We start from the raw sequence: 17,217 nt of genomic DNA, 5'->3' as shown, positions 1-17,217 counted from the left end.
CGCTTCACGAACGCGTAGGGCCGCGGCGAACTCGCCGCGGCCCTACGCGTTCGCGGCCGACGCCACCAGCCGGGCCCGCAGCGCCACGATCGTCTCGGGCGTCACCCCGGCGGTCCCTGTCAGGTAGTTCTCCACCGATCCGTACCGCCCGCGCAGCGCGTCCAGGGTGGTCGACATCGCACGCCGAGGCGCGCCGAACATCTCCTGGTAGCGCTCCAGATCCAGGCCGAACTCGGCGAGCTTGGGCAGCAGCCGAGCCATCCGGCGTTCGCTGAAATAGATCCTGCTCAGCGCGTAGTCGTCCAGCACCGCCGCGTCGTCCACACCGAGCACGGACAGCAAGAGCGCGGCCGCCAAACCGGTGCGGTCCTTGCCCGCGGTGCAGTGGATCACCGCCGCTACACCGTCCGGCGTGGCGAGCGCGGTGAGGACCCGGCCCAAGGCAGTCGCGTCATGCTCGACCATGTCGAGGTAGACCCGGTGCAGAAAGTCGTCCGGGATGGCGTCGGTTCGGCCGCTGCGGAAGAGCTCGCCGAGCGGGGTCGCGCGCGCGGCCTCGCCACCGATGCCGAACACCTCGCGCCGTACCGCCGTGGGCAGCGTGGAGGGCGCCTTCGCGCGTTCGCCGTCGGTGCGCAGGTCGTACGCGACCTGAAGGCCGAGCCGGTCGATCACGGCGAGGTCGGCGGTGGTGAGCCGGTCGAGCGCGTCCGCGCGGAAGACCAGGCCCCACCGGGTACGGCCGCCGTCCTTCGTGCGATAGCCGCCCAGGTCCCGGAAGTTGCTCGCGCCCTCCAGCGGCACCACGCGCTCGGCGGCGAGTACGGCGGCGCCTCCGTCGACGGGAGCCACGGACACGTAGTGCCGGCCGGGTGCGAGCCCGGGCAACGACACCCGCGTCGCACGCTCGACGCGGGCGACCGGACGGTCGTGGTCGATCGAATCGGGTGTCGGGCCGACGGCCAGTGCCACCGGCCCCGCGCCGGCCAACTCCCAGGACACGTCGAGGACACCGGTGCCGTCGCGGACCACGTCGACCGCCAACACGACTGTTCCCATTGCGATTTCTCCCATCGTACGTACGGCTGCGGGGGACACATCTGGCTGCCCAGGTCATCGTCGGTGGGGGTGGAGCAGTACCTTGTCGAGTTCTTCTGTGGTGAGGGATCGTGCGGGCAGCAGCGATGCCGCGGGGCGGGTGCGCAGGCCGTCGAGGAGCAGGGTGAGCGGGCGGTGCCAGGCGCCGGGGGCGGTCGTGGTGAGTGCGGGGAGGGCCCGGCCGAGCACCGCCAAGGCCAAGAGCAGGTCCTCCGTGGTGACATCGGGGCGGATCGTGCCTTGCTTCTGGCCCTGGTCCAGCAGGGCGCCGACGATCTGACGATGCCGTACGTGGACCAGCTCCAGGCTTGTCACGCCGTCAGGGCAGGGTGCGTCGAGGCAGCCGGCGCCGCCCTCGGTGGGCAGCGCCATGACCACCGCGCAGAGGTAGTCCGTAAGGCCCGTCCACGCGTCCTGGGCGGCCATGGCCCGCTCACCGGCCGTGACGATCTCGGTGAGCGTGCCGGAGAAGACCTCGTCGACCAGCGCGTCGCGCTGGGGGAAGTGGCGGTAGAGCGTTGCGTTGGCCACGCCCGCCCGCCGGGAGATCCCGTCCAGCGGGGCCTGCAGCCCCTCCTCGGCGAACGCCTCGCGGGCCGCCTCCACCAGCAGCTTTCGGTTGCGCAGTGCATCACGTCGTTGGGTGGGCAGCGGACCCGGCCCGTCGGCAGCGCTCAACTTGACGTGCCTTTGCCGGTCTCGTCGCGGTTCACTTCGGTCAGTTCGAGGATTCCGCTCGCGACGCGGACGCCGGCCTGTTCGATGCCGACCGACGCGGTCACCACTCCCGGTCCCCCGGTCAGCGAGACCACGCATGCGGCGGGCACGTCGGTCTCCACGTACATACCGAAGTCCAGTTCGGCTCCGGTCAGCGCCGCCTCGCCCGTGCGCAGGCCGGCCTCCGCCGCGCTGCGCAACGCGGACTGCCGCATGGCTTCGATGAGCAGGGTCGCGGGAACGTGGTCGTAGGCCCGGTCGAAGAACGACGGATGGGACCGGTCCACCACCAGGGGATACCGGTGGCGCCGTAGGGCGGGCCCGATCACCACGTTGCTCTGATCGTGCCGCCCGACCAGCTCGGGCGCGATCGGCTGCGCCTCGGGCTCGCCGCCCGATGCGGCCGCGGCCCGCCGGGACCGCTGGTATTCCCGGAGCTCGTGGTAGGAGTCCCGGGGCAACAGGATGCTCCCGAACGAGAGCGTCATGGCCCGCACCGATCCGACGACGAACTCGCCCTCCATGTCGAGCTTGTCGTCGGCCTGCTCGGCGCGGACCTTGATGACGCCTCGCAGCGGCTTGGTTCCGTCGCCGCGGAACGCGTGCAGCTCCGGCACCGCGAGCGTCAGCTGTTGCACGGCTGTCGGTGTGCCTCGTGGGACGCCGAGATATTCGTGCCGGACCACGACGAATACCTGCCGGAACGCCTCGATCACGGCTGCCGGGTCGTGCCCGCCCGCCCGCTGGTCGGACCAGAGGGGGTGGTCGGGCGCCACCCGGATGGCGATCGCGAATTCGTCCCCGCCGACCCGCGCATGGTCGGTGACGAACACCTCACGGACCGACCGCCGGTTCACCATCGCGGGCGGCACCAACTGGTCGAAGCCGAGGGTGGCAACGGGATCGGTCATCACAGCCTCCCGGCCTTGCAGCGCTCGTCCAGGACCTTGGCGAGCGAGCGGATCGTCGGATTGTCGATGATGTCGGCCATGCTGACCTGTACGTCGGTCAGCGCCTGCAGCCGGCCACGCAGTTCCACGGCAGCCAGCGAGTTCAGCCCCAGTTCGACGATGTCGTCGTCGGGGCCGGCCGTGCCGTGTTCGCCGAGCGCCTCGCCGAGCACCTCACCGACGGCGCTGCGCACCGCGGTGATGATGTCGCCCGCGTGCTCGGTGGTGGCGGCGCCTGCCGTGGCATACGCCGTGGCCGGTGCCGCCCAGAAGCGTTGCCGGACAAAGGGATAGGTGGGCAGGTCGACCCGTCGCGCACCGGACCCGGCGAACACGGTCGCCCAGTCGACCGCGGCACCGGCCACGAACCGGTCGGCCGGTTCACGCAGCGCGGTCCGCCCGGTCACGGTTCCCGGTTCCGGGGCGTCGGCGAACGTTCGTAGACCCGCGAGCAGTTCGTCCCGGTCCGCGCCGAGCACGACGGCGCGGTGGGCGAACCGCGCCCGGGACAACAGGGTGAACCCGACGTCCGCCGGGTCGATGTCCGTTCCCTCCAGGTACGCGAGCAACCGCGTGGCCTGTGCGGCCAACGCGCCCGGTGTCTTCGCCGAGAGCACCCAGGGCACCGCCCCCATGGGTCGCCGGGGTGAACTGGGCGCAGGCGACGGTTGTTCGAGGATGACGTGTGCGTTGGTGCCGGAGATCCCGAAGGACGAGATCCCGGCCCGGCGCGGGCGTCCGGTGTCCGGCCAGTCCTGGGTGCCGGTGACCAGCCGTACCGCACCGGACGCCCAGGCGACGTGGGGGCTCGGCTCGTCGACGTGCAGGGTGGCGGGCACGATCCCGCCGCGCATGGCGGCGACCATTTTGATCATTCCCGCGACGCCCGCGGCCGCCTGGGTGTGCCCGATGTTCGACTTCAACGATCCAAGGAGCACCGGCCGGTCCGCGGGCCGCTCCTGCCCGTACGTGGCGAGCACCGCGTGCGCCTCGATCGGATCCCCCAGCACCGTGCCGGTGCCGTGGGCCTCGACCACATCGACGTCCGCGGCGGCCAGTCCGGCGTCGGCGAGCGCCGCTCGGATCACCCGCTGCTGCGAGGGGCCGTTGGGTGCCGTCAGCCCGTTGGAGGCGCCGTCCTGGTTCACCGCGCTGCCCCGCACCAGCGCCAGCACCTCATGCCCGTGGCGACGCGCGTCCGACAGACGTTCAAGGACCACGACCCCGACACCCTCGGCCCAGCCCGTGCCGTCCGCGGCGGCGGCGAAGGACTTGCACCGCCCGTCCGGTGACAAGCCACGCTGCCGGGCGAATTCAAGGAATCCGCGCGGTGTCGCCATCACGGTGGCACCCCCGGCAAGGACCAGGTCCGACTCCCCCGACCGCAACGACTGGCACGCCAGATGCAGCGCGACCAACGACGAGGAACACGCCGTGTCGATGGTCACGGCGGGACCCTGAAGGCCCAGCGTGTACGCCACCCGGCCGGAGATCAGGCTGCCCGCCGTGCCGGTGGACCGGTAGCCCTCCGTACCGGCTTCCGCGAGATCGCGCCCGTACTCGTCCTGCGCCATGTGGCCGACGAACACCCCGGTCGAGCTGCCGGCCAGCGCGTGCGGGTCGATGCCCGCGCTCTCCAGTGCCTCCCAGGTGACTTCGAGCACCAGCCGCTGCTGCGGATCCATCGCCAGGGCCTCGGCCGGACCGATCCCGAAGAATCCCGCGTCGAAATCCGTGGCGCCCTCCAGGAATCCGCCCTCGCGCACATAGGTCGTCCCTGGATGGTCCGGATCAGGGTCATAGAGGCCGGCGAGGTCCCAGCCCCGGTCGGAGGGGAAGGCCGAGACGGCGTCACGGCCCTCGGCGACCACGTCGCACAGGTCGGCCGCCGAGGAGATGCCGCCGGGCAGCCGGCAGCCGGTGCCCACGATCGCGACCGGATCGTCGCTGCCGCGGCCGTTCTGGCGCAGTCGCTCGATTTCCTTGAGCGCCTCACGCAGTGCCTCCACCAGCCTGGCTTCGGTGTCCTTGCTCATCGCGTGTCACGCCCTCCGAAGTCCTGCGGGTGGTCGTCGAGCGGCACCGGTGGTGGCATCCATACGTCGCCCAGCGCGGCCAGTGCCTGCCAGAGTGCGGTCGCCACAACCGCGTACCACGGCAAGGTCCGATCGGTCATCGCGGGCCGTCCTCGCCCAACGCGACCGCGATCAGTTCCTCGGTGTCCATCGCGTCGATCAGCTCCTTCCGGCTCGGCCGCTCATCGGGCGACGGCGGGACGAGGGTTCGATGTATGTGGTCGGTGAGCGCCGCGGGAGTCGGGTGGTCGAACACCGCCGTGGCCTGCAGCGGCGTATCGGTCAGCGGTGCGAGGGCGTTGCGCAGATCGATCGCGGTGAGCGAGTCGACGCCCAGATCGCGGAAGGTGCGGTTCGCGTCGAGCGGCTGCCCTTCGCTGTGGCCGAGCAACGCCGCGAGCTGTTGGCTCAACAGGTCAAGCACGCGTTGCCGCTGTTCGTCGTGGTCGAGGCCTGCCATTTCCTGGCGCAGGCGCAGCGCGTCGTCCTGACGGCTCTGCCGGGCAGGCGCGCGCAGCGTCACCGCGGTCACCTGCGCGCGCGGCGCGGTCACGGCGGCGTCGAACATCGCCAGGCCGTCGGACTCGGAGATCGCCGCGAGCCCTCGGTCGCGCAGCCGGGCCAGATCCGCGTCGCTCAGGTGCTCGGTCATGCCGCGCTGTCCCGCCCACAGCCCCCAGGCGATGGACACCGCGGGCAGCCCATGGGCCCGGCGATGCGCTGCGAGACCGTCCAGGAACGCGTTCGCCGCGGCGTAGTTGGCCTGTCCCGCCGACCCGAGCGTGCCGGCCACGGAGGAGAACAGCACGAACGCGGTCAGGTCCAACCCGCGCGTCGCCTCGTGCAGGTTCCACGCGGCGTCCGCCTTGGCCGCGAGCACCGAGGCCAACCGCTGCGGCGTCAGCGACTCCAGTACGCCGTCGTCGAGTACGCCGGCCGTGTGCACCACCGCGGTAAGACCGGGCGTCACCAGTTCGGCCACCGCCGCCGGGTCGGCGACATCACAGGCCACGATCTCGACGGCCGCGCCAAGCTCGGTCAGCTCCGCCCGCAGCGCGGACGCTTCCGGCGCGGCAGGACCGCGCCTGCCGGCCAGCACAAGCCGCCGTACCCCGTGTGTGACCACCAGGTGCCGGGCGAACAGCGCGCCGAGACCGCCGGTACCACCGGTGATCAGCACCGTGCTCTCGGCATCGAACGGAGGCACCTCACTCGAGGGCTCCCGCAGCGGGGCCAGGCGGGCCGCGTGCGCCACCCCCGACCGGATGACCAGTTGCGACTCCCCCGTCGCCAGGACGGCGGGCAGGTCCAGTTCGCCGTCGGTGTCCACCAGCACGAACCGGCCTGGCTGTTCGGCCTGTGCGGACCGCACCAGGCCCCACACGGCCGCGCCGGCCAGGTCCGAGACGTCCTCGCCCGGCAGCCCGACCGCGCCGCGGGTCACGATCACGAGCCGCTGTGCCGTCGGCGCGGTCAACGCGCCGAGCACGGTCCGCGTCGCCGCGCGCACCGAGGACATCACGTCACCACCGGCGGAGAACCCGTCGACCACCGAGACATCGGCGTTCGACGCGGAGCCGGCGGAGACGGTGGTGGGCCCGGAGGGCAGCGGAGCCCAGGCCAGTTCGTGTACGCGGCCGGCCGACGCGGACATCGGCCGCAGACGGACCGATTCGGCGGTCAGCACGGGTTGGCCGGCCAGGTCGTACGCCGCGACCGACATGCCATCGGGCCCCGCAGGGGACAGGCGGACCCGCAGCCCCTGCGCCCCGGCCCGGTGCAGCATGACGTTCTGCCAGGCGAACGGGACGTCCGGGGCGCTGCGTCCGGTGCCCACCAGCCATCCCTGCAAGGCCGCGTCAAGGAGGGCCGGGTGGAGGCCGTAACCGGTCGTGTCGACGTCGGCCGCGACCTCGGCGAGTACGTCGTCGCCGTCGCGCCAGAGCGCGCGCAGCCCGCGGAAGGCCGGGCCGTAGTCGAGTCCCTGGTCTGCCAGCCATGCGTACGCACCGTCCGTGGCGATCGGCACGGCTCCGGCAGGGGGCCAGACGGCCTGCGGCGGGGCATCTCCCTGGTCCGCTGTCGTCAGCGATCCCCTGGCGTGCACCACCCATGACGCCGTCGGCTCGTCGGTACGGGCGGACACCACCACCTCGCCGGTCGGCTGGGCGACCACCTGGACGGAAAGACGGCCCTGCTCGGGCAGCACCAGCGGAGCCTGGATGACCAACTCGCGCACCACGTTCGCCCCGATCTCGGCGCCGGCTCGCAGGGCCAGTTCGGCGAAGAAGGTGCCGGGTGCGATCAGCGAGCCGGCCACCGTGTGGTCGGCAAGCCAGCCGGGCGAGTTCCGGGAGACCGAGCCGGTAAGGATCACTGTGCCGTTGTCCGGCAGATCCATCCGGGCGGTCAGGACGGGGTGGTCCGCCGCGACGAACCCCAGTCCCGTCGTGGCGGCCGGCGACTGTGGCCGCAGCCAGTAGCGCCGCCGGTCGAACGCGTAAGTGGGCAGCTCCACGAAGGGGCCGGACGGCTCGCCGAACACCGCCCGGAAGTCCACGGGCAAGCCCCGCGTGAACAGCTCGCCGAGCGTGGACAGGAGCGTGTCCGTTTCGGGCCGGTTGCCCCGCAGCAGCGGCAGGGCGGTCACGTCGGTGGGCATGGTCTGCGCCACCAGATTGGTCAGCGCCCGCCCGGGCCCGATCTCGACGAAGGTGCTCGCGCCCAGCTGTGCCAGGGCGTTCACGCAGGGCAGGAACCGCACGGTCTGCCGGGCGTGCCGAAGCCAGTAGTCGGCCGAACGCAGGTCCTCGTCGGTGGCGGGCTCGCCGGTGACGTTGGACATGATCGGGATCGTCGGCGGGTGGTAGGTGACCTCCCGGGCCACCGCGGCGAACTCGCCGAGCAGACCGTCAAGGCCGGCGGAGTGGAAGGCGTGCCGGTTCCGCAGCCTGATCGACCGCTGCCCGCGGGCCCGGCATCTTTCCACGACCCGCTCGACCGCGTCCGGCGCCCCGGAGATGACGGTGGCGTCCGCGGCGTTCAGGGCCGCTATCGATACGCCGGGTTCCAGGGCGTCCTCGATCGCGTCGGCGCCTGCCAGGATCTGCACCATGGCGCCGGGTGCCAGGGCGCCCATGTCGCGGCCGCGCGCGGTGATCAGCTTGGCGGCGTCGGGCAGCGAAAGGACTCCGGCCACGTGCGCCGCCGCCAGTTCGCCGAAGGAATGGCCCAGCAGATAGTCCGGTCGCAGTCCGAAGGATTCGACGAGCCGGAACAGCGCGACCTCGATGGCGAACAGCGCGGGCTGGGTGAACTCGGTGCGGTCCACCAGGATCGCCGCGGCCGGCGAGCCCTTCTCGGCGAACAGCAGGTCGGCCAGCGGCAGTTCCAGGTGTGCGTCGAGTGCGGCGAGTACCCCGTCGAGTGCGGCGGCGAATGCCGGGAACTGGTCGTACAGCTGCCGGCCCATGGCGGCGTACTGACCGCCGTGGCCAGGAAAGAGGAACACGACAGGCCCGGTCGACGGCTCGGGCGGCTCGGCGTGGGCGGCCTCGGCGTGGGCGGCCTCGGCCAGCCGGTCGAGCAGCTCGGCGCGGTCCGCTCCGGTGATGACCGTCCGGTGCGGGAACCGTGACCGCGTCGCCACCAGTGCCGAGGCGATGGCCGCCGGGTCGAGGCTCTCGTTCGTACGCGCATGTGCCAGGAGCCGGGCGGCCTGGCCGCGCAGCGCGGGTTTGGTGCGCGCGGAAAGGACCCACGGAAGCACCGGCCGGTTCCGCCGCGTGGCAACCGGTTCCGGCTGCGCGGGGGCTTGCTCGAGGATGACGTGGGCGTTGGTTCCGGAGATGCCGAACGCCGATACCCCGGCGCGGCGCGGCTGTGCGGTGTCCGGCCAGTCGACCGTCTCGGTGGCCAGGGCGACGGTCCCGCCCGACCAGTCGACCGCGGACGTCGGCGGGTCGGCGTGCAGCGACGGTGCCACGATGCCCTTCTCGAGCCCGCCGATCATCTTGATCACGCCGGCCATGCCCGCCGCGGCCTGGGTGTGCCCGAGGTTGGACTTGACCGAGCCGAGCAGCAGCGGGCGGTCGGCGGTCCTGCCCTGGCCGTAGGTCGCCAGGATCGCCTCTGCCTCGATGGGATCGCCAAGCACCGTGCCGGTGCCGTGCGCTTCCAGCACGTCGACGTCCGCGGTGGACAGACCGGCGCCGGCGAGGGCGGCGCGGATCACGCGTTGCTGGGACGGGCCGTTCGGGGCGGTCAGGCCGTTCGACGCGCCGTCCTGGTTGACCGCGCTGCCGCGCAGCACCGCGAGCACCCGGTGCCCGCGCTCCCGGGCCCGCGAGAGGCGCTCGAGGACCAGCACACCCGCGCCCTCGCTCCAGCCGGTCCCGTCGGCCGTGGCGCCGAACGACTTGCACCGCCCGTCGGCGGCAAGACCGCCCTGCTTGGCGAACTCCACGAACACCCTCGGCGTGGCCATCACCGTGGCGGCACCGGCAAGGGCCAGGTCGCACTCGCCGGACCTGAGCGACTGCGCCGCCAGGTGCATCGCGACCAACGACGAGGAGCAGGCCGTGTCCACGCTGACCGCGGGCCCCTCCAGGCCGAGCGCGTACGCGACCCGACCGGAGGCGACACTGCCCTGGCTGCCGACCAGCCGGTAGCCCTCCACCCCGGCCGCGGCGTCGTCGACGCCCGCGCCGTACTCCTGGGCCATGATTCCGGCGAACACGCCGGTCCGGCTGCCGGCCAGCGACTCCGGGGCGATACCGGCGCGCTCCACCGCTTCCCAGCACACCTCGAGCAGCAATCGCTGCTGCGGGTCCATCGCGGCCGCCTCGTGCGGGTTGATGCCGAAGAACGCGGCGTCGAACGCACCCGCGTCGGCGAGGAATCCGCCCCGCCGCAGGGACGGACCGCTCATCTGCCATCCGCGGTCGGTCGGGCAGTCACCGATCACCTCCCGGCCGTTGACCACGGTTTCCCACAGGTCCGCGGGCGAGTCGATGCCACCGGGGAAGCGGCAGCCGATGCCGACCACGACGATCGGATCGGTGTCGTCCACCACGGCCGTCGGCTGCTCGTCGCCGCCTGCGGTGCGTCCGGCGGCCCGGTCGCGCAGGTAATCGGCAAGGGCGGATGGTGTGGGGTAGTCGAAGACGACGGCCGCGGGCAGTGACATTCCGGTGGCGGTCTTGAGCCGGTTGCGCAGTTCGACGGCGAGCAGCGAATCGAAGCCGAGGTCCCGGAAGTTGCGGTCCGGATCGATCTGATCGCCGCCACGCCCCAGCACGACCGCGGTCTCGGTCCGCGTCAGCGCGAGCAGGTCCGCCGGTACGGGCGTGGCGGCGGGCGGCGCCGACGGGCGGGCCGGCACCAAGTCCCGCAGCACCGCAGGCAGTTCGCCGACCTCGGCGGAGGCCCGGAGCGCCGCGCGGTCGACGGGCATCGCGACCACGTGCGGCCGGTGTTGCGCGATGGCGGCGTCGAACAGGCCAAGACCGGCGTCGACCGGCAGTTCGACCAGGCCGCGCCGCTTGAGCCGGCCGATGTCCGCGTCGCTCAGCTGCCCGGCCATCCCGGTGGTGTGGTCCCACAGGCCCCAGCCGATGGACAGCGTGGGCAGCCCGCGATCATGCCGGTGGGCCGCCAGCGCGTCGAGGAAGGCGTTGGCCGCCGCGTAGTTGGCCTGCCCCGCCCCGCCGCACACGCCGAGCACCGAGGAGAACAGGACGAGCCTGGCGCCGGTCCGCGCTGTCGCCTCGTGCAGATACCACGCGGCGTCGGCCTTGGGGGACAGCACGGTGTCCATCCGGTCCGGCGTCAGCGATTCGAGTACGCCGTCGTCGAGCACGCCGGCCGCGTGGATCACCGTGGTCACGTCCGGCGTCACCAGGGAGGCGAGCGCGACGCGGTCGGTGACATCGCACCGCACCGCCCGCGCCGTCGCCCCCGACTCGGCCAGTTCCGCGATCAGTTCCCCGGCACCGGGGGCGTCCGGGCCCTGCCGTGAGACGAGCACAAGGCTCCGCACACCGTGCCGCGTCACAAGATGGCGGGCCAGTGCCGAGCCGATTCCACCGGTACCGCCGGTGATCAGGGTCGTCCCGGTCGGGTCGAAACCGTCCGAGGCCGCGGCCGGAACCGGTGCCAGCCGGGCGGCGTGCAGCACGCCGGACCGGATCATCACCTGGGGTTCGCCGCTCGCCAGGACGGCGGCGATGTCGAAGCCCGCGTCGGCGTCCGCGTCGGTGTCCATCAGCACCAGCCTGCCGGGCGCTTCGACCTGTGCCGCGCGCACCAGGCCCCACACCGCGGCGGCGGCCGGATCGGGCCCGCCTTCGCCGGCCGGACCCACCGCGCCACGGGTGACGACCAGCAGGGTCGTGTCCGCCGACCGCTCGTCCGCGAGCCAGTCCTTGAGCATCCCGAGCATCCGGTGGGTGGCGGCGTGTGTCCGGGCGACCGTGTCCGGGCCGGTTTCGTCAGGTCCGGCTTCGTCAGGTCCGGCTCCGTCAGGTCCGGCTCCGTCAGGTCCGGCTCCGTCCGGTCCGGCTCCGTCCGGTCCGGCTCCGTCCGGTCCGGCTCCGTCCGGTCCGGCTCCGTCAGGTCCGGCTCCGTCCGGTCCGGCTCCGTCCGGTCCGGCGTCCGGGCCCGGTCCGCCGTCGAGCACCACGACGCCCGGCATCGGCGCCGCCCAATCCAGGTCGGCCAAGGCCACGACCGACACCGGGACGGCGCTCGGCCGGTCCAGCGGCGACCAGCGGAGTTCCAGCAGGCGGTGGGACCCGGACCGGCCGGCCCGGGAGACCGCGGCCCGCTGCTCGGGCGACAGTTGCCGCAGCACGATCGATGCGACGGTGCACACCGGCCGGCCGGACTCGTCGTACGCCGCGAGGGAGAACTCGTCAGGGCCGCTCGGCGTGATCACAACGCGCAGGGCGGTGGCGCCGCTCGCGAAGAGCCGGACACCGGTCCAGGAGAACGGCAACGCCAGGCCGCGCTCGGCGACGGTGGACAGTGCCGCGTGCAACGCCGCGTCGAGCAGCGCCGGGTGCAGGCCGAACCCGGCCGGGTCCGTGTCGCCGGGAAGCGCGACCTCGGCGAACACCTCGTCGCCCCGGCGCCACATCGCGCGCAGGCCACGGAACGCCGGTCCGTAGCCGTAGCCGCGCTCGGCCAGCCGCGCGTAGGCATCCTCCATCCCCACCGCCGTCGCCTCGGGGGGCGGCCAGGCGGCAAGTCGTGGCGCGGCCGTCTCCTCGGCGGCCAGCTCGCCGCGCGCGTGTGTCACCCACTCCCCGTCGGTGCGGGAATGGATCGTGACCTCGCCGTCGTCCGCGACCACCCGGACGTCCACGCCACCTTGATCCGGCAGGACGAGCGGGGCCTGGATCACCAGTTCCCGCAGGAACGCGCGGCCGGCCTCGGCGCCCGCGCGCAGGGCCAGTTCGACGAATGCCGTGGCCGGAAGCAGCGCCGCGCCCGCGGCCGTGTGATCGGCCAGCCAGCCGTGTGTGGCGAGCGAAAGCCGTCCGGTCAACAACACCGCGTCCGTGTCCGGCAGTTCGGCGACGGCGCCGAGCAGCGGATGGTCCACAGAGGTCAGGCCAAGGCCGGTCACGTCCGTGTGCGGCTTCGGTTCCAGCCAGTACCGCTTGTGGTCGAACGCGTACGTGGGCAGCGGCACCCGCCGGGCGCCGCCGAACACCGGGTCCCACGCCACGTCGCCCCCGCGCACGTACCGCTGCGCTGCGGAGGTCAGCAGCCGTGCCGCGTCGCCCTCGCCGCGGCGCAGTGAGCCGGTCACGGTGACCGTGCGGCCGTCCTGCTCGGCGGTCTGCTCGATGTGGATGCCCAGTGCCGTATGCGGGGCGCACTCCACGAAGTGGGTGAATCCGTCGGCCAGCAGGGCTTCGACGGACCGGTGGAAGGCCACTGGCTGCCGGCAGTTCTGCCACCAGTACGAGGCGTTGAGGTCCTCGCCCGCGATGGCCGCTCCCGTCACCGTCGAGTAGATCGGCACCGACGCGCCCGAGGGGCGGATGAACGCGGTCAGGTCGGCGAAGGGCTCTTCCAGCGGATCGACGAGCGGGGAGTGCGAGGCGCGAGGTGCCACGATCCGGGCCCGCAGCCCGGCCGCGCGCAGTTCGGCGATGAACGCGGCCAGCGTGTCCGCGGAACCGGCCACCGTCGTCCCGTTCGGACCGGTGACGCCCGCGATCGTGAGGCCGGGAAGCAGCCGCTGTGCCACGACGCTCTCCGGCGCGCTGACCGAGGCGATCTCGCCGGAGAGCCGCTCGGCCATCAGCCTCGACCGGCCCACGACGAGTCGGCACGCGTCGTCGAGCGAGAGCGCACCGGCGACGCAGGCGGCCGCGATCTCCCCCTGCGAGGTGCCCACGACGGCGTCGGGCCGCACTCCGAGCGAACGCCACTGTTCGGCAAGCGACACCAGCACCGCGAACAGTGCGGGATGCACGATGTCGACGCGCGCCAGCCAGGAGTCATCGGCGACTTCCCTGACCGTGTCCAGCAGCGACCAGTCCACCAGCGGGTCGATGATCCGCGCGCAGTCGGCCATCCTCGCGGCGAACACCGGGGCGGAGTCGAGGAGTTCGGCGGCCATCCCCAGCCACTCGACGCCTTGTCCGGGAAAGACGAACGCGGTCTTCCCGGGGCTCTCCTCGGCCTGGCCGTAGGTCACGTTCTCGGCGGGCAGGCCGGCGGCCACCGCCGAAAGACCGGCGGTCATGTCGGCGGTTGCCGTGCCGAGAACCACCGCACGGTGCGCGAACCGCGGCCGCGTGGTCGCAAGGGACAGGCCTATGTCGGCCGCGTCGTGCCCGGCGGCGTCGTGCCCGGCGGCGTCGTGCCCGGCGGCGTCGTGCCCGGCCGCATCGTGCCCGGCCGCATCGTGCCCGGCCGCATCGTGCCCGGCCGCATCGTGCCCGGCCGCATCGTGCCCGGCCGCATCGTGCCCGGCAGCGTCGTGCCCGGCAGCGTCGTGCCCGGCGGCGTGTGCGAGCAACCGCTGGGCCTGACCGCGCAGCGCGTCCGCGCTCTTCGCCGAGAGCACCCAGGGCACGGCGGGCCAGGGTGGTTCGCCCTGGCGTGGGTCGGGTGTCGGCGGTGCCTGTTCGAGGATGACGTGTGCGTTGGTTCCGGAGATCCCGAACGACGACACCCCGGCCCGGCGCGGCCGTCCGGTCTCCGGCCAGTCCCGGGTGCTCGTCGCCAGCTCCACCGCACCGGAGGACCAGTCGATGTGCGGGCTCGGCGCGTCGACGTGCAGGGTGGCGGGCACGGTGCCGTGGTGCATGGCACCGACCATCTTGATCAATCCCGCGACACCCGCGGCCGCTTGAGCATGCCCGATATTGGACTTCAGCGATCCAAGGAGCACCGGCCGGTCCGCCGGCCGCCGCTGCCCGTACGTGGCGAGCACCGCGTGTGCCTCGATCGGATCCCCCAGCACCGTGCCGGTGCCGTGCGCCTCGACGACGTCGACGTCCGCGGTGGAAAGACCGGCGTCGGCGAGCGCCGCGTGGATGACCCGCCGCTGCGAGGGGCCGTTGGGTGCCGTCAGTCCGTTGGACGCACCGTCCTGGTTCACGGCACTGCCCCGCACCAGCGCCAGCACCTCGTGTCCGTGGCGGCGTGCGTCCGACAGGCGTTCAAGGACCACGACCCCGACACCCTCGGCCCAGGCCGTGCCGTCCGCCGCCGCTGCGAAGGGCTTGCACCGCGCGTCCGCCGACAGGCCACGCTGCCGGGCCAGTTCGATGAGGGCGCGGGGCGTCGACATCACCGTCGCGCCCCCGGCCAGGACCAGGTCCGACTCCCCCGACCGCAACGACTGGCACGCCAGATGCAGCGCGACCAACGACGACGAACACGCCGTGTCGATGGTCAGGGCAGGACCCTGAAGACCCAGCGCGTACGCCACCCGACCGGAGGCGACAGCCGAGAGGCCTCCGGTGATGCGGTAGCCCTCGACGGATTCACTGGAGTCCCAGCCGTACATGCCCAAGAACGTGCCGGTCGCGCTGCCGGCCAGGGCCCGCGGATCGATGCCCGCGTTCTCCAGTGCCTCCCAGCTGACTTCGAGCAACATCCGCTGCTGCGGATCCATCGCGAGTGCCTCGCTGGGGCTGATGCCGAAGAACCCGGCGTCGAATCCCGCGATGTCGGTGAGAAAGCCGCCCTCGCGGACGTACGTCGTGCCCTCGTGGTCCGGATCGGGGTCGTAGAGCGTGTCCAGGTCCCACCCCCGGTCGGTGGGAAACGCGGAGATCACATCACGTCCGCCGACCGCGACCTCCCACAGGTCGGCCGCCGAGCCGATGCCGCCGGGAAACCGGCTGCCGATGCCCACGATCGCGACCGGATCGTCGTCGGGGGCGGTGCGTGTGGTCCGGGCCGCCGGCCGGTGGTCAGGGGCGGGCAGCTCGCGGGCCGAGTGGCTGTCGGCGGTGTGGTCGGCCAGGTGCGCGGCCAGCGCGGCAGGCGTCGGATAGTCGAAGACCACCGTCGCGTCGACCCGCTCGCCGGTCGCCACCGACAGCCGTTCGGCCAGTTCGATCGCGTCGAGCGAGCTGATGTCCAAGTCCTGGAAGGTGCGCTCGTACGGCACGGCATCGGCGTCGTGGTGACCCAGCAGCGCGGCGATCTCGGCTCGGACGATGTGGATCAGGTCGCCTCGGGACGCGGGTGGTGCGGCGCCGTCCTGCGACCCGGCGTCGGCGGCCGGGCGGTCGAACGCGTACGTGGGTAAATCCACCGGGCGCGCGCCGGTGCCGGTGAATACGGCGGGCCAGTCCACCTCGCCGCCGGCCACGAACTCATGTGCCTTCGCCGACAACGGCTGTTCGGCCGGCCCGACCACGACCGGCACGTCCCCTTCGATCACTTCCCGTAATCCGGCGACCAGTTCGGCCCGGTCGCGGCCGCACACGACCGCGCGGACCGGGAACTGTTCCCGCGTGGTCGCCAGCGAGAACCCGACGTCCACCGGCTCGGATTCGGCTCCCTGGTCGAGCAGCCGCCGGGCCTGCTCGCGCAGGGAGCTCCGGGTCTTCGCCGACAACACCCACGGCACCACGGGCAGTTGCGACGGCCGGGACGGATCCGCGGCCGGGTCCGGGGGTGCTTCGGCGAGTACCACGTGGCAGTTCGTGCCGCCGAGGCCGAACGAACTGACGCCGGCCACGGCCGGTCCGTCGGGCCAGGGCAGGGCCCGCGTGTTCACCTGAAGGTTCAGATCCGCCAGCGGGATGGCCGGGTTGGGGGTCGTGAAGTGCAGACTCGGGGGCACCTGCCGGTTCTTGAGGCTCAGCACCGTCTTGAGCAGGCCCGCGATCCCGGCCGCGGCATCCAGGTGGCCGATGTTCGTCTTGACGGACCCGACAAGCAGCGGTGTCGTCCGGGTCGCGGCGGTACCCAGCGCGGCGCCGAGGCCGGCCGCCTCGATCGGGTCGCCGACGGCGGTACCGGTTCCGTGCAGCTCGACGTACTGGACCGCACCGGGGTCGACCCCGGCCCGGTCGTAGGCCCGTGAGAGCAGGGCCTGTTGCGCCGTGGCGCTGGGCACCGTCAGCCCGCTGGTGTGCCCGTCGTTGTTGACCGCGCTGCCGAGGACGACCGCGGCGATCCGGTCGCCGTCGGCAAGCGCGTCGGCCAGCCGTTTCAGCACGACGAGGCCGCCGCCTTCACCGCGTACGAACCCATTGGCGCCGGCGTCGAACACGTGACACCGGTCATCCGGGGACAGCACGCCCATCTCGTCCAGGCCGCTCCGGGTGTCCGGAGCCACCATCAGGCTGGCCCCTCCCGCGATGGCGAGGTCGCACTCCCCGCTCCGCAGCGACTGCACGGCCAGGTGTACGGCGACCAGCGAGGAGGACTGCCCGGTGTCCACGGTGAGGCTCGGGCCGGTGAGGCCCAGGGCGTGGGACAACCGGTTGGCCACCATGGCGCGCTGTCGCCCGGCGAAGGTGTGGTGGTCGGGCGTGGACGCCGGCGCGATCTCCCCCGGCGCGGACACGAACACACCGGTGGGCGTGCCCGCCAGCCGAGCCGCGGGCAGCCGTGCGTGTTCCAGCGACTCCCAGCCCAGCTCAAGGATCAGGCGCTGGTGCGGGTCCATGGCGCCGGCTTCCCGCGGGAAGATCCCGAAGAAGCCGGCGTCGAATCCGGTGATGTCGTCGAGGAAGGCACCACGGCGCTCGGTCATCCGGTCCGGGGGCGGGTCGGTGACCGCGTCGGTACCCGATGACAGCAGGTGCCAGAGTCCGGCCGGCCCGTTCGCCCGGGGGAGCCGGGCAGCCATGCCGATGATCGCGAACCCGTCGGTCATGATGCATCTCCTC

General features: G+C 72.8%; 6 protein-coding genes. All 6 read right to left on the bottom strand.

The window, feature by feature from the left end; all coding sequences use genetic code 11:
* Window positions 1-42 precede the first annotated feature (42 nt).
* From E2651_RS05870 to E2651_RS45115, 6 genes are read right to left on the bottom strand one after another with little or no spacing between them, the layout of a single operon-like run.
* A complete protein-coding gene (locus tag E2651_RS05870; RefSeq protein WP_209446080.1) occupies window positions 43-1,059 on the bottom strand; it encodes a tyrosine-protein phosphatase in 1,017 nt (338 codons plus the stop codon).
* A gap of 54 nt (window positions 1,060-1,113) precedes the next feature.
* Window positions 1,114-1,776: a TetR/AcrR family transcriptional regulator gene (locus E2651_RS05865; RefSeq protein ID WP_167828703.1), complete on the bottom strand. Its 663-nt coding sequence runs from the start codon at window positions 1,774-1,776 to the stop codon at window positions 1,114-1,116.
* Window positions 1,773-2,726, bottom strand: coding sequence for an AfsA-related hotdog domain-containing protein (locus E2651_RS05860; protein ID WP_135329910.1), 954 nt, complete (start codon window positions 2,724-2,726; stop codon window positions 1,773-1,775). The genes E2651_RS05865 and E2651_RS05860 overlap by 4 nt, the downstream gene beginning before the upstream one ends.
* Window positions 2,726-4,801: a beta-ketoacyl synthase N-terminal-like domain-containing protein gene (locus tag E2651_RS05855; RefSeq protein ID WP_135329909.1), complete on the bottom strand. Its 2,076-nt coding sequence runs from the start codon at window positions 4,799-4,801 to the stop codon at window positions 2,726-2,728. The genes E2651_RS05860 and E2651_RS05855 overlap by 1 nt, the downstream gene beginning before the upstream one ends.
* A complete protein-coding gene (locus E2651_RS43775; protein ID WP_167828709.1) occupies window positions 4,798-4,941 on the bottom strand; it encodes a hypothetical protein in 144 nt (47 codons plus the stop codon). Before E2651_RS43775 ends, E2651_RS05855 begins: the two co-directional genes overlap by 4 nt.
* Window positions 4,938-17,204, bottom strand: coding sequence for a type I polyketide synthase (locus E2651_RS45115; RefSeq protein WP_135329908.1), 12,267 nt, complete (start codon window positions 17,202-17,204; stop codon window positions 4,938-4,940). Before E2651_RS45115 ends, E2651_RS43775 begins: the two co-directional genes overlap by 4 nt.
* Window positions 17,205-17,217: the final 13 nt, after the last annotated feature.

The organism is Streptomyces sp. MZ04 (assembly GCF_004684775.1).
Lineage (GTDB): Bacteria > Actinomycetota > Actinomycetes > Streptomycetales > Streptomycetaceae > Streptomyces.
The sequence above is the reverse complement of the archived record's forward strand: the minus strand, read 5'-3'. Positions and strand labels throughout refer to the sequence as shown.